Source organism: Rhizobium sp. BK377 (assembly GCF_014193935.1).
Taxonomy (GTDB): Bacteria; Pseudomonadota; Alphaproteobacteria; order Rhizobiales; family Rhizobiaceae; genus Rhizobium.
Genome location: NZ_JACIAC010000005.1, coordinates 363,640 through 385,119, shown reverse-complemented (window position 1 = coordinate 385,119; position 21,480 = coordinate 363,640). Strand labels below are relative to the sequence as shown.

Below are 21,480 nucleotides of genomic sequence, written 5' to 3'. Positions count from 1 at the left end.
GCTCCTTTTTTTGGGCGGACTGTGTCACCTCGCCCGGTCGCGCGCAAGATCGGTCAGGATACCTGCAGCAACTGTGATGCGCGCGAGGTTTGGATCGGCGCCGTCACTGAGGGTTGCAAGCTCCTCGACGATGCGGTTGATGCGGATTCTGTCCTGTGCATGCCAGGCCTGGACCGGCCGTTTCTCCTTGCCGTGGTCTGAAAGCGCGGAGATCACGATATCGCGACGGGCGCTGGCAATTTGATCGATACTGCGGGCAAGCGCGAGGTTTTCGTAATGGTCCGAAGTGATGATGCGGTTGCCAGCAGCAAGCAGCCGGCCAACGCGGAAGGTCTGCGTGAAGGCAAAGTAGTTTTCGGCAGCACGCGTCAGCGTTTCGCTGGTCCTGTCGGCGATCTGCATGATTTCCGGCACGAGGGCGAAGGTTGGAAGAGCGGCGATGTCAGCGGCGAGTTTTTCCGGCAAGCCGGCCTGTTGATAATCCTGCCGGCGTGTCGCGACATCGGTCCCGGCCTGATCGGCAAAGACGGGTTTAAGTTTTTTCAATGCTGTCTGCAGCCGGCTAATGTTTTCGGCGAGATCGCCCTTGGTCATGCCGGTTTTCAGCAGCAGGCGTGTCAGCACCACGAAGCTATTGCTGATCTCTTCATAGACCCTGTTCTGGACTTCACCGGATACCTTGTTGTCCAGGGCGTCCGTTTCCGCCCATAGCCGGTTGAGATCGAAGCCGTCGCGAGCGGCGATTGCGGCGCGTACGACTTCGGGAGCGGAGGCAGCGGTCGCATCCATCATGCTGACGACGAAGCCCGGTCCGCCGCGATTGATCGCCTCGTTTGCGAGCACGGTCGCGATGATTTCCCGCTTCAATCGGTGGCTGTCGATGTCGGATGCACTGGATTTCTGCATCTTGGCAGGAAAGTAATTGAACAGCGTGCCAACGAAATACGGATCGTCAGGCAACTCGCTGGCGATTACTGCGTCGAAGAGCACGATCTTGGCGTAGGAGAGCAACACCCCGATTTCAGGGCGCGTCAGCGGCTTGCCGGCAGTATAGCGCTCGGACATGGAAGCATCGTCGGGCAGCGTTTCCACCTTGCGGCTCAACTGTCCGGCTGCTTCCAGCACGCTCATAAAGCGGCTGAGTTCGAGGCCGTTTGCCGTTCCCTTGCGAGCTGTGAGCGAGATTGCCAGAGACTGCAGGTAGTTGTTGCGCAGCACGAGGCCTGCCACTTCGTCCGTCATGCTGCGGAGAAGCTGGTCGCGCTTGGCGCGGCTGAGACGCTGCTCATGCATGGCGTTTGCCAGGGCGATCTTGATGTTGACCTCGACGTCCGAGGTGTTGACGCCGGCAGAATTGTCGATTGCGTCGGAATTGCTGCGGCCGCCCTTGAGGCCATAGGCAATGCGTCCCTTCTGGGTAACGCCGAGGTTGGCGCCTTCACCGATGACCTTGGCGCGAACTTCGTCGGCCGTAATGCGGATCGGATCGTTGGCGCGATCGCCGACGTCGGTATCGGTCTCCGATGCTGCCTTCACATAGGTGCCAATGCCGCCGAACCAGAGAAGGTCGATAGGGCTCTTCAGGATTGCCGTCATGATTTCGAAGGGCGTGGCGACGGCTTTGTCGATGCCGATTGCAGCCACGGCCTCCGGCGTCAGGGTGACTGACTTTGCGGAGCGCGAAATGATCATGGCGCCCTTCGAAAGGACGGACTTGTCGAAATCCTGCCAACTTGAGCGCGGCAGGTTGAAGAGACGCTGACGCTCGGCGAGCGTCTTTTCCATGTCCGGATCGGGATCGATGAAGATATCGCGGTGGTCGAAGGCAGCCAGCAGCCTGATTTGCGGCGAGAGGAGCATGCCGTTGCCGAAGACGTCGCCCGACATGTCGCCGACGCCCGCTACCGTGAAGGGCGTGGTCTGGATGTCGATGTCCATTTCGCGGAAGTGGCGTTTCACCGTTTCCCAGGCGCCACGGGCGGTAATGCCCATCTTTTTATGGTCGTAGCCGGCCGAGCCGCCTGACGCAAAGGCATCGTCCAGCCAGAAACCGGCTTCCTGGGCGAGCGCATTGGCGGTGTCGGAGAAGGTCGCCGTGCCCTTGTCTGCTGCGACGACGAAATATGGATCATCGCCATCGAGCCGCACCGTGTCCTTGGGGGGGACGACGTCGGCGCCGGAAATGTTGTCGGTGATGGAAAGCAATGTACGGATATAGGTCTTATAAGCTTCCCGGCCCGTATTGAAGATCTCTTCGCGGCTGCCGCCGACCGGCAGTTTTCTTGGATAGAATCCGCCTTTGGCACCGACAGGCACGATCACGGCGTTCTTGACCTGCTGTGCCTTCACGAGGCCCAGGACCTCGGTGCGGTAATCCTCGGCGCGATCCGACCAGCGCAGGCCGCCGCGGGCAACGCGACCGAAGCGCAGATGCACGCCTTCCACTTCCACGCCATAGACGAAGATTTCGCGGAACGGTTTCGGTTCCGGAAGACCATCGACCAGATGCGGGTCGAGCTTGAAGGCGAGCATCGGCTTCGGTGTTCCATCGGCATTGCGCTGGAAATAGTTGGTCCGTAGCGTCGCATCGACGATGTTGACGTAGCGGCGCAGAATACGGTCGTCATCCAGGCTCGGCACGTCGGCAAGTTCGGTTTCTATGATGTCGTGCAGTTCGGCGAGCTTCTTGAGCTGCACCTTTTCAGGAAGCCCCGGGTCGAGCGTGTCGTGGAAAAGGCGGAAGATCGAGGCGGCAATGCCAGGATACTTGTCGAGGGTTGCGGCGATATAATCCTGCGAATAGGCAATGCCTGCCTGGCGCAGATAGCGCGCGTAAGCACGCAGCACGTTGACTTCCCGGGCCGAAAGGCCGGCCGATAAAATCAGACGGTTGAAGCTGTCATTGTCGATCGCGCCTTCGAAGGCGGCAACGAAGGCTTCTTCGAGCGGTGCGCCAAAACGTGCAAGGTCGATGTCTGCACCGCTACGGGCCTCGAGTTCCATGTCGTGCAGCACCACAATGTTGATCGCGCCATCGGCTGTCGGAACTTCGATATCGAAGGTCCGCTCACTCAGGACGTTGAAGCCGAGGTTTTCTAGGAGAGGCACGCGGCGCGACAGCGGCAGCTGTTCGCCACTATGGAAGATCTTCAGCGACAGGATGCGGCCGCGTTCATCGTCGTGGCGATAGTAGAATTCGATGCGGATCGGCTCACCGGCGGCGCATGCGGCGATGTCGGGCAGGTCGCCGACCGCTTCATCCGGCGTGAAGGCCTCCTGGAAGGCGTTGCTGACGCCGAGCTTCGGCGCCTTAGAGCCGGCGAGCATCTCGAAGCGGCTGTCCCAGCGTGCGGTGATCTGGCGAATCGCCGCTTCCAACTTGGCCTGCTGGACGCGCGGAGTCTTGCCGCCAGAGCGGCCGATAATGAAATGTACACGCGCCACGCCGCCTTCCGGGAAGGCGGGGTAATAGGCGGAGACGCGGCCGTCATAGACGGTCTTCAAATAAGTACCGATGCGTTCGCGCACGATCGAATCATATTCTTCGCGCGGTACGAAGACGATGACGGAAACGAAGCGGTCGAAATGGTCGATACGCGGTAGGGCTCGGACGCGCGGACGGTCGACGAGATCGTTGATCTGCTCGGCGAAGGACGCAAGAAGCTGGGTATCGATCTGGAAAAGATCGTCGCGCGGGTAGGATTCAAGCGTGTTGTCGAGCATTCGACCCGAATGGCTCATCGGGTCGAAGCCGAAATGCTCCTTCACCTTTTCGATCTTGGAGCGCAACAGCGGGATTTCGGCAGCGGACGAGGTATAGGCAGTCGAGGTGAAGAGGCCGACGATACGCAGCTCCCCTGTCACGTTGCCCTGTACGTCAAAACGTTTGACGCCGACATAGTCCATGTAAGCGCGGCGATGGACTACGGACTTCACATTGGCTTTGGTGACGATCAGGAAATCCGGGCCATCGAGGAAGGCGAGGATCTCCGGCGTCGTCGTCACCGCGTCCTTGCCGGTGCGCAGGACCAGAACCTCGGGATTGGAGAGAATGCCAAGGCCGGTTCCCTTGTCGCGTTCAACCTTCGCATTCGCCCCTTTGCCGGAATAGACATAATCGCGCATGCCGAGGAAGGTGAAGTTCTCGTCGCGCAGCCAGGTCAGGAAGGCGATCGCCTCGTCACGGTCGGCCTTCTTGCGGCTGGCGTTGTAGTTCGAAAGCTCTGCAATCACCTCGTCGACGCGCGAGAGCATCGCCTTCCAATCGGAAACGGCAAGCTCCACCTGCTGGAGCACCGCGTTGATACGCTTGATGAGATCGTCTGCCTGCGAGGCGGCGAGCGGCGAGATATGAAGCTGGATGTGGCTGACCCGCTTTGCCGGATCGCTCGGCACATCGGCGGAGTAAAGTTCCGGAACCTTGTCGTCCTCCATGATTAGGATCGGGTGAACGGCCATGGAGATGTCGCGGTGGGTGCTGGTCACCTCGCCCATCACGGATTCGTAGAGGAAAGGTTTGTTGTGATCAGTCACCGAGAGAACGGAGACGGCGACGCCACCGGGGGTGACATCGGCGATCGTGCCGATGTTGACACGCGGCGACTTGCCGTTCCAGGCGGAGAGTTCGGCTGCCGAATGCACGGCGGAAAGCGCCAGCATTTCCGGTGTATAGAGTTCGAGGTCGTCGCCGCTGGCCCGGCCGAAGAGGATCTCGGGGTCGAGATAGGGTTCGCCGGTGGCAGCCGCAATCTTGCGCGCGCTTTCGATCTGCTTTTCCCGTTTCGGATTGTTTCTGACGGCCATGGATCATCCCCCCGATTGTTTTGATGTGGGCAAGTTAGCAGAAGGTTCTTCGAAAAAATCCTTAAAAGAGGGCTTCGAAACGTAGTTTTCGTGCTTTTTTGGCTGTGCTGGCGAGAGATTTTGAAGTTTTTTGGTCGATTTATGCCGGTGGATGGCAAAATGCCTTGTCCGGATTCCCGACGGCTCACATTTCCACGCTCGCGTGAAGAATGGTTGACAGCGCCTCGTCAAAAATATCATCAACGACGGTCGAAATTCGGGACCGGATGCCATGTCGGAAAACACAGCAGGCGCAGTCATCGTCATTTCCAGCCACGTGGTGCGCGGGTCGGTCGGAAACCGGGCTGCGGTCTTTGCGCTGGAAACGCTTGGCCATCAGGTCTGGGCGCTGCCGACGATCGTGCTGCCCTGGCATCCCGGTCACAGCCGTTCGACACGGCTTGCCTTCGCCGAGGCCGATTTCGAAGCGGCGATCGACGATCTCATCCGCGCACCGTGGATCGGCGAGGTCAAAGCCGTCTTGTCGGGCTATTTCGGCAACGCAGCCCAGGCCCGCTCCGTCGCGAAACTCGTGTCGTCGCTGCGCGAAAAGAACCCGGAACTGCTCTATGTCTGCGATCCGGTCATGGGCGATCTCGGCGGCCTTTACGTGCCGGAAGCGACAGCCGAGGCGATCCGTGACCATCTGATACCGCTCGCTTCGCTCGCAACACCGAACCGATACGAACTTGCGTGGCTGTCGGGTGCGGCACTCGATGACAATAACGCGGTCATGGAGGCCGCACTTTCGCTCGGCCCCTCGCGCATGCTGGTCACATCGGCGGTGCCGATGATGGCAGGCGGCACCGGCAATCTCTATCTTTCCGGAAGGCATGCTCTGCTTGCCGAACACCGTGTCGTCGAAAACCCACCAAATGGGCTTGGAGACCTGCTTGCAGCGCTCTTCCTGTCCCGCCTGCTCTCAGGTGTGGAGGATGAAAAGGCGCTGCAGTTGGCGACTGCAAGTGTGTTTGAAGTGCTGGCGCGTGCCGTCAAGCGCGGCAGCAACGAGCTGATGCTGGCAAGCGATGCCTCCAGCCTTTCGACGCCCATGGCAATGGTGCAGATGCGTCACCTCGTCCATCCTGCCCAGCGGCGGAAAAAATAGGCTTCATACTTTTGCAGCGCAGCAGTTGATCTCGGCGCGCGCGCGCGCTAATCCAAAAGTCATGATGAGTTTTCCCAAATCCCTGGTGGACGGTTATCGCAACTTCATGAACGGGCGATATGCCGATGCCCGCGACCGGTATCGGCAGCTTGCGGAAAACGGGCAAAGCCCGACGACGCTCGTCATTGCCTGTTGCGACTCACGCGCGGCTCCCGAGCTGATTTTCGACGCAGGGCCGGGCGAACTCTTTGTCATCCGCAACGTCGCCAACATGGTGCCGCCTTATGAACCGGATGGCCATTTCCATTCCACGTCGGCGGCGCTCGAATTCGCCGTGCAGGCGCTGAAGGTCAAGAATATCGTCGTCATGGGTCATGGCCGCTGCGGTGGAATCCGCGCAGCCCTCGATCCCGATGCCGAACCTTTGTCATCCGGCGATTTCATTGGTCGCTGGATGTCGCTCGTTCGTCCTGCCGCCGAACAGATCGGCAGCAACGACGTCATGACGCCTGCCGAACGGCAGACCGCGCTGGAGCGGGTCTCCATCCGCAATTCGATCAACAATCTCAGATCCTTCCCTGATATCAGGGCGCTCGAGGAAGAGGGCAAGCTGGAGCTTCACGGCGCCTGGTTCGATATTTCGACCGGTGAGCTCTGGGTGATGGATTCTGAGACACTCGATTTTATTCGTCCCGAAATCTAGGGATAGACCGCTTTATCGGTTTTTTAAGATATTTCACTAGGCTCACTTGCGGGCAGTCTATGCGCGTGGATCGGTCATGAATTTCGAAGTGGTGAAATTCAAGAATATCAGAAGGGTAGTTCTCGCCGCCGTTCTGCTGCCCTTCGTCTTCATGATTGCCGAAGGGGTAGTGTTGATCCGCTTCTCGCTCATGCAATACCGCGCGCTCGAAAACGATCATCTCTTTGCCGACGTCCTTGCCCGCGGAGGATCGATTGCTGCCAATGAAATTCTGGCGGAACTCGTCGCGGCGCGAACTTACATTAATAATCCCAACGAGATGACCAAGGCTGCCATGATGGAAAGGCGCAGCGCACTCGACAGCGAACGCGCGCGTTTCAACGCCAGCCTCCCGCCCGTTGAAACGCTCGATCTTGGTCTACAGTCACAACTTGCCAATCTCCGCCTCGCTTACAGCCGTATCGTTGCGACACGTTCGGCGGTCGATCGAGGTTATTACGGCAAAGGCGGCAACCCCGTTCATATCTATGGACAGGCCGGATTGAAGCAGCTCGGACTTGTCGAGTCGCTTTCGTCGAGGATCCATGATCCTGTGTTGTTACGCAAATCCAGCGAGCTGATGAGTATCCTGCTGACCTATTACGGCGAGCGGCTGATCGGCAATCTTGGCCAGCGCTATTTCGATCGAGCCGACTTTTCCGCCATGTCGCATGAACAGCTCGTTCAAGGCGAAACAATGCTCGGCAACGGCATGGATCGCTTGCGTTTTCATTCTTCCTCGCCTGTCGTACGGGAAATCCTTGCTTATAGGTCTCAGCCCGACGAGGTCTGGGCCGATACCTTCACAAATGCCATGGTTTCCGGTGCGTTGCGGCCGGACAAGGCGATCCGAGACAAATGGATCGGTATCCAGAATAAGCGGCTGGATTTCCTGCAGCAAAAAATTGCCTCCGTCACCGATGATATTCATGTGACCGGACAGAAGCTGTCGATGCGCTCGCATATTCACATGACGGTCGTACTTGCGCTGTCATCCGGACTGGTGCTGCTCGTTGCCCTTATTGTGGCGCTTGCTGTTCGGGGTATCCGTCTCGTTGCCCGCGTCACCGAAGAGCGTGAACTGCTCATCAACGAGCTGCGCAATGCTGCCCAGACCGATCTTCTGACGGGCCTTTATAATCGCCGTGGCTTCGAGGCTGCTGCTTTAGCGCTTCTGATGCAGGCCGAGTATGGATCACGCTGGATTTCGGTCGTTTTGTTTGATCTCGATCACTTCAAGAAAATCAATGACATATATGGCCATGATGCTGGCGATATCGTCCTGAAGCACGTAGCCGGCGTCGCGCGGGAAAGTTTCCGCTCCTTCGATCTGCTGGTTCGCCACGGCGGCGAGGAGTTCATGGCGCTGCTGCCGGATTCGACACCAGAGGATGCGGCGGTCGTTGCCGAACGTGTCCGGTTGGCCATCGAGGCTGCTGAGATCGCGCTTCCGAGTGGCGAGCGTCTGCGAATGACGGCAAGCTTCGGCTGTGCGGGGCGCGCAAATGCCGTCAGCAATCGCAATTTCGACGATCTGGTGAAGCGTGCTGACCTAGCGCTCTATGCGGCGAAGGCTTCGGGACGCAATTGCGTCGTTGCCGGGCCGATTGTTCCTTCCGCGGCATCGCAGGAAGAGCGCCGCAAGAGTGCCGGCGGAACCCACGACTTCCGCAAATGAAAAACGCCGCATTCGCATGCGGCGCTCGTGTTCATTTTCCTACCGATGTTTCTTCAGTTGCCGTCGATCTGCTGACCGATATAGGCGATTGCCTGCTGATAGACGGCTGCGGCATTCCAGCCTTGGATGGCGACGAAGTTCGGCTCACCCGGCTGGTAACCGGCGCCAGCACGCCAGCCGTGGCCCTTGAGGAAATTGGCAGTCGAGGCCAGCGCATCGGCGCGGGATCCGACCATATCGATGCGGCCGTCGCCGTCGCCGTCAGCGCCGTAGCGCACCACATTGCGCGGCAGGAACTGCGTCTGGCCGATTTCACCATGGGCAGCGCCTCGGGCTTGCGGGCTGAGATAGCCTTCCGAAACGAGCTGCAAGGCTGCATAAAGCTGGTCGGTGAAATATTCCGAACGGCGGCAGTCATAGGCAAGGGTAGAGACAGCGGACATCGTATGTTGGCTGCCCATATAGCTGCCGAAGCCGGTCTCCATGCCCCAGATGGCGATCAGCGGACCGGCCGGCACGCCGAAGCGTCGCTCGATCGAGGCGAAGAGAGCCTGATTGGCGGCTTTCATCGAACGGCCGCGGGAAATGACGGCGGCACCGCCGCGCTTCTTCATGAAAGCGTCGAAAGACAACTTGAAGCTCTTTTGGCCGCGGTCGGCTGAAATAGTCGGCCGGTTATAGCTGACATTGGCGAAGGCGCGGTTGAGAACCGACTGGCTTACACCATTGGCTGCTGCCGTCTGCTTGAAATCGGCCACCCAGTCCTCGAAGCCGGCACTGGTATTGCCGCATTGTGCCCCTTGCGCGAACGCCGGTGCTGCATGGAGGACGCCCATTGTCGCGGCGGCCGCCAGAATCAATTTTATCATGCGCATTGAGAAACCCCGCTCTCGATCTGCATAGCTTTTAGCCGGGCAGGAGAATGCCAGCCACCGGCGATTTTGTCACGATCACCTTTTAGCGAGCGCTTATACGACGGTGTCTGCCCGAAAAAGCCCCGCTCGTCGAGCAGGGCTTTAGCATATTATGGTTTATAAATGGTATCAGGCTGCCTGCTTGCGCGGCTTGACGAGGCCGCGATTAACGAGCAATTCGGCGATCTGGATGGCATTAAGAGCCGCACCCTTGCGCAAATTATCGGAGACGACCCAAATGTTAAGGCCGTTTTCGACGGTCGCATCTTCGCGGATACGAGAGATATAGGTCGCGTCTTCGCCCGCGGATTCGTAAGGCGTGATGTAGCCGCCATCCTCGCGCTTGTCGATGACGAGGCAGCCCGGTGCGTCGCGCAGGATATCGCGGGCCTGGTCGGCAGTGATCTCGTTTTCGAATTCGATGTTGACCGATTCCGAATGACCGATGAAGACGGGAACGCGGACCGCGGTGCAGGTCACCTTGATCTTCGGATCCAGCATCTTTTTCGTTTCAGCCAAAACCTTCCACTCTTCCTTCGTGTAGCCGTCCTCCATGAAGGTGTCGATGTGCGGAATGACGTTGAAAGCGATGCGCTTGGTGAACTTCTTGTTCTCGATCGGGTCGGCAACGAAGACGGCGCGTGTCTGGTTGAAGAGTTCGTCCATGCCATCCTTGCCGGCGCCGGAAACCGACTGGTAAGTCGAGACGACGACGCGCTTGATCTTGGCGAAGTCATGCAGCGGCTTCAGCGCGACGACGAGCTGGGCGGTCGAGCAGTTCGGATTGGCAATGATGTTACGCTTGGCGAAGAGCGAAATCGCGTCCGGGTTCACTTCCGGAACGATCAGCGGCACGTCGGCGTCGTAGCGCCAGGCCGAGGAATTATCGATGACGACGCAGCCCTGCTGGCCGATCTTCGGGGAGACGCGCTTGGAAACCTCGCCGCCGGCCGACATCAGGCAGATATCGGTGTCGGAGAAATCGTAGTTCTCCAGGTTCGAGACCTTCAGCGTCCGGTCGCCGTAGGAAACCTCGGTGCCCTGGGAGCGGGCGGAGGCGAGTGCGACGACTTCATCGGCCGGGAAACCACGCTCGGAGAGAATGTTGAGCATTTCGCGCCCGACATTTCCGGTCGCACCCGCGACTGCAACTTTGAAACCCATTTCTCAAGCTCTCTTTCTCTTCTCTCCTCTTGTCCGGTGAGGGGGGAAGCGCGACATCATCGCGACCTCCTGTCCCCGGCCGGGCCGGGGAGAGAGCGGCAGGCCAGAGACGTCAGACGGTTTTCGTCGTCGTTTTGGCCTTGGTTTTGGAAGAAACCGGAACGGCAAAATCCAGCCCGGCATTCTCTGCCAGGTTATTGCGCTCAGCGATGGCGTGCTCGTGGCGAACCATGGATATTCCTTTTCCGTCGTTGCTCATAAAAGGTTTTCCACAGGAGTCAAGGTGTTTGCGTGCGCGATGAGAAGAGGGGAAGGGTACTGCAGCGCTGCGGTGTTTCGTCATCCGTCTGTCACTGCCGGGGGGTATTTCCGAGCAGTTGCAACGACTGCAACGAAAAACGGGGGTTTTTCCATGCGTATGCTTCTCGCCGCTTTCGCGGCCACCACGATTCTAGCCGGCGCCGCGCAGGCAGCTTCGGTCTATCCGCTTGATCGCGCTACGATTCTTGTCGGTTCGCCGTTCGATTTCAAGGTCGAGCTCAGCAAGCAGGTCAAGCCGGAAGACGTGAAAATCACGGTCAATGGCCAGGATTACAAGACCGTCCTCGGCGGCGAGGCACAGTTCGTCGAGCTGGAAAAGGGCAAGGAAGACAAGGCTCTCGGTTCCGCTCTCCTGCTGCGTGGCCTAAAGATTTCCGCTCCGGGCGCTTACAAGGTCGAGGTCGCCGCCGGCGACGAAACGAAGTCCGTGACCTGGAACGTCTACGACACGGCGGCCCAGCCGAAGGCAAAGAACATCATCTTCCTGCTCGGCGACGGGCTTTCCGTCGCGCACCGCACGGCTGCCCGCATCATGTCCAAGGGCATGACGGAAGGCAAAGCGAATGGCCGCCTGAACATGGACGACCTCGATCATATGGCGTTCATCGGAACGTCGGCGACGAATGCCGTTTCCACGGACTCGGCAAATACCATGTCGGCCTTCATGACGGGCCACAAGACGGCCGTCAACGCGATCGGCGTTTACGCAGATCGCACGCCGTCCTCGCTCGATGATCCGCGCGTCGAAACCTTCGCAGAAGCCGTTCGCCGCATGACGAAAAAATCGGTCGGCATCGTTGCGACGGCTGAAGTCGAAGACGCTACGCCGGCTGCCGTCGTTTCCCATACCCGCAACCGCAGCGACAAGGCCGACATCGTCGGCATGTTGCTCGACGTCAAGCCGGAAGTCCTCCTTGGCGGCGGCTCAGCCTATTTTCTCGGCAAAGAGGTTGCCGGTTCCAAGCGCAAGGACAATCAGGATTACATCAAGCTGTTCCAGGACGCCGGCTACAAGCTCGCGACGGACAAGAATGAGCTCGCAGCCAATGCATCGGCTGAAGGCAATCTCCTCGGTCTTTTCCACACCGGCAATATGGACGTCACGCTTGATCGCGAATTCCTGAAAAAGGGCACTGTCGAGAAGTTCCCGAACCAGCCGGGCCTCGTCGACATGACGAAGGTCGCGCTCGATCGTCTGTCCAAGAATCCTGATGGTTTCTTTCTGATGGTGGAAGGGTCCTCGATCGATAAGATGTCCCATCCGCTCGATTGGGACCGCGCCGTCGTCGACACTATCGAATTCGACAAGGCGATCGGCGTAGCCCGCGAATTCCAGAAGGCCCATCCGGACACGCTGATCGTCGTCACCGGTGACCACACGCATGGCGTTTCCATCATCGGCACGGTCGATGACGAAAAGCCGGGCACGGAAATGCGCGAAAAGGTCGGCACTTATGCCGAAGCCGGTTTCCCCAACTACAAGGACGAAAACGGCGACGGTTATCCCGACAAGATCGACGTCAGCCGCCGCCTGTTCCTGAGCGCCAACAACGGCCCTGACCACTACGAGACCTTCCGTCCGAAGCTCGAAGGCCCGTTCGTTCCGGCGATCCAGAACGAAAAGAAGGAATATGTCGCCAACGAACAGTATAAGGATGTTCCCGGCGCGGTCTTCGTTCAGGGCAATCTTCCGAAGAGCAGCGAGAGCGGCGTCCATGCTGTAGACGATGTCGTGCTGCAGTCGGCCGGTCCGGGCGCTGAAGGCTTCCATGGCTATATGGAACAGAGCGATGTCTACCGCGTGCTGGCAGATACCTTCGCTCTCGGCGCCAAGCAGACCAACTGATCCCGAGCTGATCCGAAGGCCCGGGCCGGCCTTGCCTCTTTCATCGATCATAATCCCGGCCGCCCGACGGCCGGGATTTGGTTCCTGGAGATCGCCATGGAAAAATTTCCTTCGTCGCAGCTCAGCAGACGCCGGCTGATGGCCGCGGCCGTTATGCTTCCCTTCACCACGTCCCTTGTTCGTGCTGCCGATACTTCACTCACCTTTAACGAGCTCTACGGCAAGTTCGGTGTGCTCGGGCTCGAATTCTCCGACAAGGTGAAAGCGCTTGCCGGTAAGGACATCAGCATGAAGGGCTTCATGGCTCCGCCGCTGAAGGCGGAGGCGCAATTCTTCGTGCTGACTGAAGTGCCGATGTCGCTCTGCCCGTTCTGTTCGTCGGATGCCGACTGGCCTGACAATATCGTCGTCGTTTATCTCGGGGAAAAGCAGACTTTCGTACAGCCGAGCCAGACGATCGAGGTGCGTGGCAAACTGGAATATGGATCCTGGCAGGATCCTGAAACCGGCTTTGTGAGCCTGCTGCGTATCCGCCAGGCTGAATATTCCAGCGTCTGAGTATCGATGCTAGATCTTGAAATCGAACATCTGGCCATGACGTTTCCCGGTCTTTCGGCGCCTGCGCTCGCCATCGATAATCTATCGATTGCTGCCGGCAGCCGTGTCGTGGTTACCGGCGCCTCGGGCTCCGGCAAAAGTACCTTCGTCAACCTCGTCACCGGATTGGAGCGGGTTCGCGAAGGCCGCGTCCGTTGGAATGGCGAAGATATTGCCGCACTCTCCGAAGGTCGCCGTGACCGCTTCCGCGCCGCCAATATCGGACTGGTCATGCAGGAGTTTCATCTTTTTCCTGGGCTTTCGGCGGTCGAAAACGTGCTGTTGCCCGCGCGTCTTGCCCGTGCTGCCACATCGGCGGTCATCGAACGTGCCCATAATCTTCTCGAGATCGCTGGCGTCGGCCGTACTTGGCAGAAGATCGAGACTATGTCGCGCGGCGAAATGCAGCGTGTGGCCATCGCTCGGGCACTGTTGCGCAGGCCCGGCGTCATCGTCGCCGACGAACCGACCGCCAGCCTCGATGCGGAAAGCGGCGATACGGTCGGTGATCTGCTGCTCGATCTTGCCGCGACCGAAGGCAGCACCCTGATCGTCGTGTCGCACGATCCTCGCATTGTCGGCCGCCTCGATCGTCGCCTGATATTTCAGTCCGGCCATATCGTGGAGGATTCCACCATCAAGGGAGCGGCCGCATGATCCGCTTCATCTTCGCAGATCTGCGCCGCTTGTGGGCTGGTTCCGTCGTTGTCGTGCTGCTGGTGGCGCTTGCGACGGCGCTCGGCGTATCCGTCATTCTGCAGGAACGGGCTCTGCGTCTCGGCAGTGCGCGGGCGGCAGACAAGTTCGATCTCGTCATAGGCGCTGGCGGCAGCGAGACCCAGCTTGTGCTCTCATCCGTTTTCCTGCAGCCGTCCGCACTGCCGCTGATGTCCGGCGCCGTCCTGGCCAAGCTTGCCGCCGATCCGCGCGTGGAATGGGCTGCTCCCGTCGGCTTTGGCGATTCCTTCGCGGGCTATCCGATCGTCGGCACGACGAGGGTGTTGACGGAAACGATTTCCGGCGGCCTTTCGGAAGGCCGGGCGTTCGCCAGTGAGGGCGAGGCTGTCATCGGCGCGAGCGTCGACCTTGCCATCGGCAGCGAAATCAAGCCGATGCACGGCACGATCGAAACCGGCGGCCATACCCATACGGAACTTGCCTATCACGTGATCGGGCGCCTGCAGCCGACGGGCGCAGCTTGGGACCGCGCCATTCTCGTTCCGATCCAGGCCGTCTGGCATATTCACGGACTGGAAGCTGCCGAAGAGCATGAGCACGACCACGCCGCGGAGGCCGATCATCATGAGGAAGCCGCACACGTGGAAAGCGCACATGAGGATGTCGACCCTCATGCGGAGCCCGACCCTCATGCCGGCCTGAACGGGAGGTGGACCGCGGAAACGCCCGGCCTTCCGGCCATCCTCGTCAAGCCGAAGACGATTGCCGATGCCTACAAGCTGCGGCAGGACTATCGCAACGGCGCGACGATTGCCGTCTTTCCCGGCGAGGTGCTGACCAATCTCTATGCGACGCTCGGCGATGCCAAGCAGATTCTCGTTGCCGTCGCCTCCGGCGCGCAGGTGCTCGTTGCCGCCTCGCTGATCCTCGTGACCGTTATCCATATCGGCCAGCGTCGGCGGCAGATCGGCGCGCTCCGCGCCTTCGGTGCTCCACGCGGCGCGATCTTCGGCATTGTCTGGCTGGAGTTATTCATCCTCATCGCTGTCGGAATAGGGCTCGGTTTTACACTTGGTTATGGTGCAGCACGCATTCTTTCCGGCTTCTTCTCGCAAAGCAGCGGTGTCAACCTGCCTGTCGGCTTCGCACCCGAAGACGGAACGCTTGCGATGATCTTTCTCGCCTTCGCTGCTGTCCTCGCTGCCTTGCCGGCGATGCTCGCCTACCGACAGTCTCCGGCCCAGGCTTTGCGGGGATGATGATTGCGGCGTGCCATGCCTGCTCCGCCATGGCAGGAGCCATGCTGCGACAATTTGCGCGCAAAATTAGACTAAAGTCATAATCCCAAAGCATCCCTCTTTCTGACGCGTCTTTTCTGTCAAACTCTTCTCAGGCGTGTCGCGGCCAGGGATGTGCTTCGAGGAGAGTAGGCCGCGACCGTTGCTCATCACTCTGTGGAGGACAGACAATGGCAAATGTCGCAAGCGTCGACAACGTGAAAGCCGGTCCGATGACGGGCGAGGAGAAGAAGGTCATCTTCGCCTCGTCGCTCGGCACGGTTTTCGAATGGTATGATTTCTATCTGTATGGTTCGCTCGCCACCTATATCGGCGCGACCTATTTCACCCAGTATCCGGAAGCGACGCGTAACATCTTCACGCTTCTCGCCTTCGCTGCGGGCTTCCTGGTGCGACCGTTCGGCGCATTGGTCTTCGGCCGCCTCGGCGATCTCGTCGGTCGCAAGTACACCTTCCTGGTGACTATTCTCATCATGGGTCTGTCGACCTTCCTGGTTGGCATCCTGCCCGGTGCTGCCTCCATCGGTATTGCCGCTCCGATCATCCTGATCGGCCTGCGCCTGCTGCAGGGCCTGGCGCTCGGTGGCGAATATGGCGGTGCGGCGACTTATGTTGCCGAGCACGCGCCGAACGGCCGCCGCGGCTACTTTACGTCCTGGATCCAGACGACGGCAACGCTTGGCCTTTTCCTGTCGTTGATCGTCATCGTCACCGTCCAGTCGATCATGGGAACAACTGCCTTCGCCGCCTGGGGCTGGCGCATTCCGTTCCTCGTCTCGGTCGTCCTGCTCGGTATCTCCGTCTGGATCCGGTTGAAGATGAACGAGTCGCCCGCCTTCCAGCGCATGAAGGCGGAAGGCAAGGGGTCGAAGGCACCGCTGACGGAAGCTTTCGGCCAGTGGCGGAACGCGAAGATCGCGCTGATTGCGCTTCTCGGCGCCACGATGGGTCAGGCAGTCGTCTGGTACGGCGGGCAGTTCTATGCCCTGTTCTTCCTGCAGAGCGTGCTGAAGGTCGATCTCTACTCGGCCAACATCATGGTTGCCATCGCCCTCTTCCTCGCCACGCCATTCTTCGTCATCTTCGGCGGACTGTCGGATAAAATCGGCCGCAAGCCGATCATCATGGCGGGCCTGCTGATCGCAGCGGTCACCTATTTCCCGCTGTTTAAGGCGATGACCTATACGGCAAATCCGGCTCTCTACGAGGCGCAGGCGACGATCCGGGCAACGGTGACGGCCGATCCGGCGGATTGCAAATTCCAGTTCAATCCGACCGGCACGTCGAAATTCACCAACTCCTGCGATATCGCAACGGCGTTCCTGACCAAGAACTCAGTGCCTTATGACGTGGTGCCGGGTCCGGCGGGCCAGCCTGCGACCGTGAAGGTGGGTGACAATACCATTACAGGTTATGACGCCGTCGCAGCCGGCGCCGATGCAGCCAAGACCAATGCCGCCTTCGAAAAGGGCGTCAATCTTGCCCTTCATGATGCCGGTTATCCGCTGAAGCGCGGTGCTGCCAAGGTTGCCGATGCCAAGCTCGATGCCTTCATCGCCGCCAATCCGGAGCTCAGCCTCAATGCCGACGCGATACGCGCGGGCCAGAAGGAAACGCTGCCGGCCGACAAACTCGTTGCCGGCAAGCTGCTGACGGCGGATGAAGCGAAAAGCGTGACGGACATGGCCGTCTACACGATCCCTGGCGGCGGTTCGTTCGCGATGGTGGCCGATCCTGCCCGCGTCAACTGGATCGGCACTATCGCCATCCTGTTCGTGCTCGTGCTCTACGTGACGATGGTTTACGGCCCGATCGCGGCCCTGCTGGTCGAGCTCTTCCCGACCCGCATCCGCTATACCGGCATGTCGCTGCCCTATCATATCGGCAACGGCTGGTTCGGCGGCTTGCTGCCTGCCACGGCCTTCGCGATGAGTGCCGCCGCCGGCAACATCTATTATGGCCTCTGGTATCCGATCGTCTTCGCAGCGATCACGCTGGTCATCGGCGTGCTGTTCCTGCCGGAAACCAAGAACCGGGATATTCATGCGCTGGACTAAGGAGCGTCGACTATTCTGAAATCAAAGACCCGGTGTTCATAAGGCGCCGGGTTTTTCATGCCGCATAGGGTGCAGGAGATGCAGGCCAGTTTTAACGCTCTTCAGGAAATGTCAGATTTAGCGACTGTCAACGTGACCTTCTCGCACGAAGGTAGATTCCAGCATCAGCCGTTCCTGTTGCCTTCCACATCTGCCCGACGCGACGGTGTTGTGAATTTTCCAGAGGACCGCGTCGTATTCAGCTTGCAGCCTCGATGAGATCGCCAAGCGTCTCCACCAGCGCTTCATGCCGGCGAGACCTTGTCTGCCACATTGACTACGAATGCCGCAGGAGTGTCATTTTACAATGCGTCTGGGAAGTATCGCTTGGACATGGGCCAGCCGTCCGGGCAAAGCTTGAAGAGCAGGCCGTAGCGGGCATAGACGATTGCCGTCAGCAGCGAGAACCAGGCGCCAAAGGCAAGGCCGGCAATGACATCGCTCGGATAATGCGCGCCGACCATCACACGCGTCATGGCGAGCCAGATGGCGGCGGCGATGAAGGGAATCCGATAGCGCGGGAAGAGCAGTGCGGCGGCGGCAAAGAAAGCGCCCACGGTGGTCGAATGGCCGGACGGGAAGCTTTCCAGCGCTGCACGGCCGGAAAAGGGCGTGAAGGAAAGCACGCCGAGATCCTGGAAATGTTCGGGGCGTGCGCGGCCGATCATGCGCTTGAGAAGGTTTGCGAGCAGGCCGGAAAAGACGACGGTCGTGAACAGATAGGCGCCGATCCAGCTTACATAAAGGGCCTGGGCCTTTGCCCTTGCGCTTTTCAGGAGCTTGTAGCCAGCTCCGCCGTGGAAGAAGAGCAGGACGCTGGTGAGGATCAGCCAGGCGGAGTTGCCGAAATCGGTCAATATTTCCCCGAAGCGCTGAATGGGCTCCGGCAGGTGACCGGAACCGATCGGCGCATCGAAGACCAGCATGGAAAGGATGACAGTGTTCAGCGTAATGAAAAACCACGCGCGCCACCGCAATGATGGCATGACGCGTCTATTTCTGCGCCAGCGCCTGTCCAAGGAGACTAGAAGTTCCCGCATTCCGACTATCCGTATAACCCTTGGGTATGAGATAGGCGATAAAAATGCACAGGATTACGACAGAGAGCGGGCTTCCTTAGATAATTCTAATCAATTTTGCTAATGCCAACCGGTACGAGCGAGCGTGATAGGGGGCAATGCGCCGATGCGACGACTGCCAGACCAGCCGTGACATACTCATAGGAACGGGAATCGATAAAAAGCCCTCCGCAGAGATGCGAAGGGCCGAAAAGCGTTTCACGTGAAATATCAAGCAGAAAGGGCCTTGAATTCGTCGAGGATGGCATCACCCATCTCGACGGTGCCGACCTGGCGGCTGCCCGGTGCCATGATGTCGCCAGTGCGAATGCCCTTATCGAGCACGTTGGCGATCGCCTTTTCCAGGTTGTCCGCTTCCTTGACCAAATTGAAAGAGTAGCGAAGGCACATGGCGAAGGAGGCAATCATCGCGATCGGATTGGCGATGCCTTTGCCGGCGATATCGGGAGCCGAGCCGTGAACCGGCTCATAAAGCGCCTTGCGCTTGCCGGTCTTACCGTCGGGCGCTCCGAGCGAAGCCGACGGCAGCATGCCGAGCGAGCCGGTCAGCATGGCGGCAACGTCCGAAAGCATATCGCCGAAGAGGTTGTCGGTGACAATGACGTCGAACTGCTTCGGCTGACGCACGAGCTGCATGCCGCCGGCATCCGCCAGCATATGTTCGAGCTGCACGTCGGAATATTTCGCCTTGTGCGTCTCGGTCACGACCTGGTTCCAGAGCACGCCCGATTTCATGACATTGCGCTTTTCCATCGAGCAGACGCGGTTGTTGCGGGTGCGGGCCATTTCAAAAGCGACGCCGGCAATGCGCTCGATTTCATAGGTGTCGTAAACCTGCGTATCGATGCCGCGCTTCTGGCCATTGCCGAGATCGATAATTTCCTTCGGCTCGCCGAAGTAAACACCGCCCGTCAACTCGCGGATGATGAGAATGTCGAGGCCCTCGACCAATTCCGGCTTCAGCGAGGAAGCTGAGGCGAGTGCGGGATAGCAGATCGCCGGGCGCAGGTTTGCGAAGAGTTCCAGATCCTTGCGCAGGCGCAGCAAGCCGGCTTCCGGGCGTACTTCATAGGGAACATTATCCCACTTCGGGCCGCCGACGGCGCCGAAAAGCACGGCGTCGGCTGCAAGCGCCTTCTTCATGTCGTCTTCGGAGATCGCTGCGCCATGCGCATCATAGGCGCAGCCGCCGACGAGGCCTTCGTCGGTGACGAAACCGGCACTCATCGCCTCGTTCATGTAAGCGATGATCTTGCGGACTTCGCCCATGGCCTCGGGACCGATGCCGTCGCCCGGCAGCAGGAAAAGATTGCGCACTGTCATGAAAGCCTCCGCGGAAAAACAAGCTGCGGCTTCTTAGACCCCGGAAATGGGCATTTCAAGCGAGAGAAAGGGTGAATCGGTACGCTTGTCTCGGCGTAATGTGATATCTGCGCAGGTTGCTCCGTTGCCTGCAAACGGGCTAAAACGGCAGCTCCGCCTATTCTTTTTCGGATATTCTCCATGTCCTTCGCGCCTCTCCATCTCGACACGCCCCTCCTCCAGACTACGGCTGATTATAGTGCCAGCGGCAAGCCGCTCTGGCTGAAGCTTGATGCTATGCAGCCCTCCGGCAGCTTCAAGCTTCGTGGCGTCGGCCGGCTTTGCCAGCACGAGGTTCAAAAGGGAGCGCGCGAAATCTTCTGCGCCTCCGGCGGCAATGCCGGCATTGCGGCAGCCTATGCCGGGCGGGCGCTCGGCGTACCCGTTACGATCGTCGTGCCCGAGACGACGGCGCCCGACGTGCGCCGGACGATTGCCGCAATGGGTGCCAATGTACTGGTCCATGGATCTGTCTTTGACGAGGCCAATGCCCATGCGATCGAGCTCGCCGAAAGCAGCAAGGCGACTTATGTACACCCCTTCGATCATCCACTCCTGTGGGATGGCCATGCGACGCTGATCGATGAGGTGGTGGCAAAAGGTGTCAAATTCGATTGCGTCGTTACCAGTGTCGGCGGCGGCGGGCTGCTTGCCGGCATCGTCGAGGGGCTGAAGCGGAACGGGCTTTCCGATGTGCCCGTCATTGCCGTCGAGACGGAAGGAGCTGCATCGTTTCACGCAAGTCTCAAGGCCAATGAGCGTATTTCGCTACCGGTCATTACATCGATTGCCACCTCGCTCGGCGCGCGGCAGGTGGCGCAGCATGTCTTCGATCTGCCGAAACATCACCCGATCGAAAGCGTTCTCGTCAGCGATGCCGATGCCGTGGTCGCCTGCCGGAAATTTGCCGATGCGCAACGCATCCTGGTCGAACCGGCCTGCGGTGCAGCCCTTGCCGTTGCCGACGTGCATGCCGGTCTGTTGTCGCGCTTTAACAATCCGCTTATCGAAGTCTGCGGCGGCATCGGCGTGTCACTCGAAAAGCTTGATGTCTGGAAAGAGAAGTTTCTCTGAGATCGGGCAAAGAAAAAAGCCGGGTGAAAGCCCGGCTTGATCGATAGGGTAACGCATTAGACTCAGGCAGCCCAGGGGTGCGAAGCGGCGTTCTTCTTTTCGAACTCGTCGATCGCTGTGCCCTTTTCCATGGTCAGGCCGATATCGTCGAGACCGTTCAGCAGGCAGTGGCGCTTGAATTCGTCGAGATCGAACTTGATCGAGCCGCCATCCGGGCCGGTGATTTCGAGGTTTTCGAGGTCGACGGTCAGAATGGCGTTGGAACCACGCTCGGCGTCGTCCATCAACTTGTCGAGGTCTTCCTGGCTGACCTTGATCGGCAGGATGCCGTTCTTGAAACAGTTGTTGTAGAAGATATCGGCGAAGCTGGTGGAGATCACGCAGCGGATGCCGAAATCGAGCAGCGCCCACGGAGCATGCTCACGCGAGGAGCCGCAGCCGAAATTGTCGCCGGCAACCAAGATCTTCGCCTCGCGATAAGCCGGCTTGTTCAGTACGAAATCAGGGTTTTCGGAACCGTCTTCGTTGTAGCGGGCTTCGGCGAAAAGACCCTTGCCAAGGCCGGTACGCTTGATGGTCTTCAGATAGTCCTTCGGAATGATCATGTCGGTATCGATGTTGACGACCGGCAGGGGCGCTGCGACGCCCGTGAGCTTCACGAATTTATCCATGACCCATGCT

The 21,480-nt window shown here is 59.4% G+C and carries 16 protein-coding genes; 9 read left to right on the top strand and 7 right to left on the bottom strand.

The genetic code is table 11. From position 1 onward, the window contains the following. Positions 1–24: 24 nt before the first annotated feature. The gene (locus FHT92_RS21430; protein ID WP_183829075.1) at positions 25–4,803 is read right to left on the bottom strand and encodes an NAD-glutamate dehydrogenase; all 4,779 of its coding nucleotides are present in this window, start codon (positions 4,801–4,803) and stop codon (positions 25–27) included. 271 nt (positions 4,804–5,074) lie between these two features. On the opposite strand from FHT92_RS21430, the gene pdxY reads away from it, so the two are divergent. From pdxY to FHT92_RS21415, 3 genes are all read left to right on the top strand, one after another. After that, complete coding sequence (pdxY, locus tag FHT92_RS21425; RefSeq protein WP_183749736.1) at positions 5,075–5,950, top strand: pyridoxal kinase PdxY; 876 nt, start codon at positions 5,075–5,077, stop codon at positions 5,948–5,950. A 61-nt stretch (positions 5,951–6,011) separates the two neighbouring features. Continuing rightward, positions 6,012–6,653 (top strand): carbonic anhydrase, encoded by a 642-nt coding sequence (locus tag FHT92_RS21420; RefSeq protein WP_183829072.1) that lies wholly within the window; start codon positions 6,012–6,014, stop codon positions 6,651–6,653. Positions 6,654–6,744: 91 nt separating this feature from the next. Further along, complete coding sequence (locus FHT92_RS21415; RefSeq protein WP_183829216.1) at positions 6,745–8,370, top strand: GGDEF domain-containing protein; 1,626 nt, start codon at positions 6,745–6,747, stop codon at positions 8,368–8,370. 53 nt (positions 8,371–8,423) lie between these two features. Here the strand turns inward: FHT92_RS21415 and FHT92_RS21410 are convergent, their stop codons facing one another. The 3 genes from FHT92_RS21410 to FHT92_RS21400 all read right to left on the bottom strand — a co-directional run bounded on the left by FHT92_RS21410 (position 8,424) and on the right by FHT92_RS21400 (position 10,791). Beyond that, positions 8,424–9,245 (bottom strand): lytic transglycosylase domain-containing protein, encoded by an 822-nt coding sequence (locus FHT92_RS21410; protein ID WP_183749738.1) that lies wholly within the window; start codon positions 9,243–9,245, stop codon positions 8,424–8,426. 168 nt (positions 9,246–9,413) lie between these two features. After that, positions 9,414–10,448: an aspartate-semialdehyde dehydrogenase gene (locus tag FHT92_RS21405; protein ID WP_183829069.1), complete on the bottom strand. Its 1,035-nt coding sequence runs from the start codon at positions 10,446–10,448 to the stop codon at positions 9,414–9,416. 112 nt (positions 10,449–10,560) lie between these two features. Next, entirely contained in the window at positions 10,561–10,791 is a 231-nt protein-coding gene (locus tag FHT92_RS21400) for a hypothetical protein (protein WP_183749740.1), read from the bottom strand. A gap of 69 nt (positions 10,792–10,860) precedes the next feature. Here FHT92_RS21400 and FHT92_RS21395 point away from each other — a divergent pair, with 69 nt between their 5' ends. The 5 genes from FHT92_RS21395 to FHT92_RS21375 all read left to right on the top strand — a co-directional run bounded on the left by FHT92_RS21395 (position 10,861) and on the right by FHT92_RS21375 (position 17,245). Then, a complete protein-coding gene (locus FHT92_RS21395) occupies positions 10,861–12,615 on the top strand; it encodes an alkaline phosphatase (protein ID WP_183829066.1) in 1,755 nt (584 codons plus the stop codon). A 96-nt stretch (positions 12,616–12,711) separates the two neighbouring features. Next, positions 12,712–13,173, top strand: coding sequence for a hypothetical protein (locus tag FHT92_RS21390; RefSeq protein WP_183829064.1), 462 nt, complete (start codon positions 12,712–12,714; stop codon positions 13,171–13,173). Between the two features lie 6 nt (positions 13,174–13,179). Continuing rightward, a complete protein-coding gene (locus tag FHT92_RS21385) occupies positions 13,180–13,869 on the top strand; it encodes an ABC transporter ATP-binding protein (protein WP_183829061.1) in 690 nt (229 codons plus the stop codon). Next, the gene (locus FHT92_RS21380) at positions 13,866–15,149 is read left to right on the top strand and encodes an ABC transporter permease (protein ID WP_183829058.1); all 1,284 of its coding nucleotides are present in this window, start codon (positions 13,866–13,868) and stop codon (positions 15,147–15,149) included. The genes FHT92_RS21385 and FHT92_RS21380 overlap by 4 nt, the downstream gene beginning before the upstream one ends. 209 nt (positions 15,150–15,358) lie before the next feature. After that, positions 15,359–17,245 carry an MFS transporter gene (locus FHT92_RS21375; protein WP_183829056.1) on the top strand — a complete coding sequence of 629 codons (1,887 nt, stop codon included), beginning with the start codon at positions 15,359–15,361 and terminating at the stop codon, positions 17,243–17,245. Positions 17,246–17,586: 341 nt separating this feature from the next. Here FHT92_RS21375 and lpxE read toward each other — a convergent pair whose 3' ends face one another. After that, positions 17,587–18,324: a lipid A 1-phosphatase LpxE gene (gene lpxE / locus FHT92_RS21370; protein ID WP_183829052.1), complete on the bottom strand. Its 738-nt coding sequence runs from the start codon at positions 18,322–18,324 to the stop codon at positions 17,587–17,589. A gap of 249 nt (positions 18,325–18,573) precedes the next feature. Then, the gene (gene leuB / locus FHT92_RS21365; protein WP_183829049.1) at positions 18,574–19,686 is read right to left on the bottom strand and encodes a 3-isopropylmalate dehydrogenase; all 1,113 of its coding nucleotides are present in this window, start codon (positions 19,684–19,686) and stop codon (positions 18,574–18,576) included. Between the two features lie 180 nt (positions 19,687–19,866). On the opposite strand from leuB, the gene FHT92_RS21360 reads away from it, so the two are divergent. Next, positions 19,867–20,799, top strand: a complete 933-nt coding sequence (locus FHT92_RS21360; RefSeq protein WP_183829046.1) for a pyridoxal-phosphate dependent enzyme — start codon at positions 19,867–19,869, stop codon at positions 20,797–20,799. 62 nt (positions 20,800–20,861) lie between these two features. On the opposite strand, the gene leuD is transcribed toward FHT92_RS21360, so the two are convergent. Then, on the bottom strand, positions 20,862–21,470 hold the full coding sequence (leuD, locus tag FHT92_RS21355) for a 3-isopropylmalate dehydratase small subunit (RefSeq protein WP_183749749.1): 609 nt from the start codon (positions 21,468–21,470) through the stop codon (positions 20,862–20,864). Positions 21,471–21,480 lie beyond the last annotated feature (10 nt).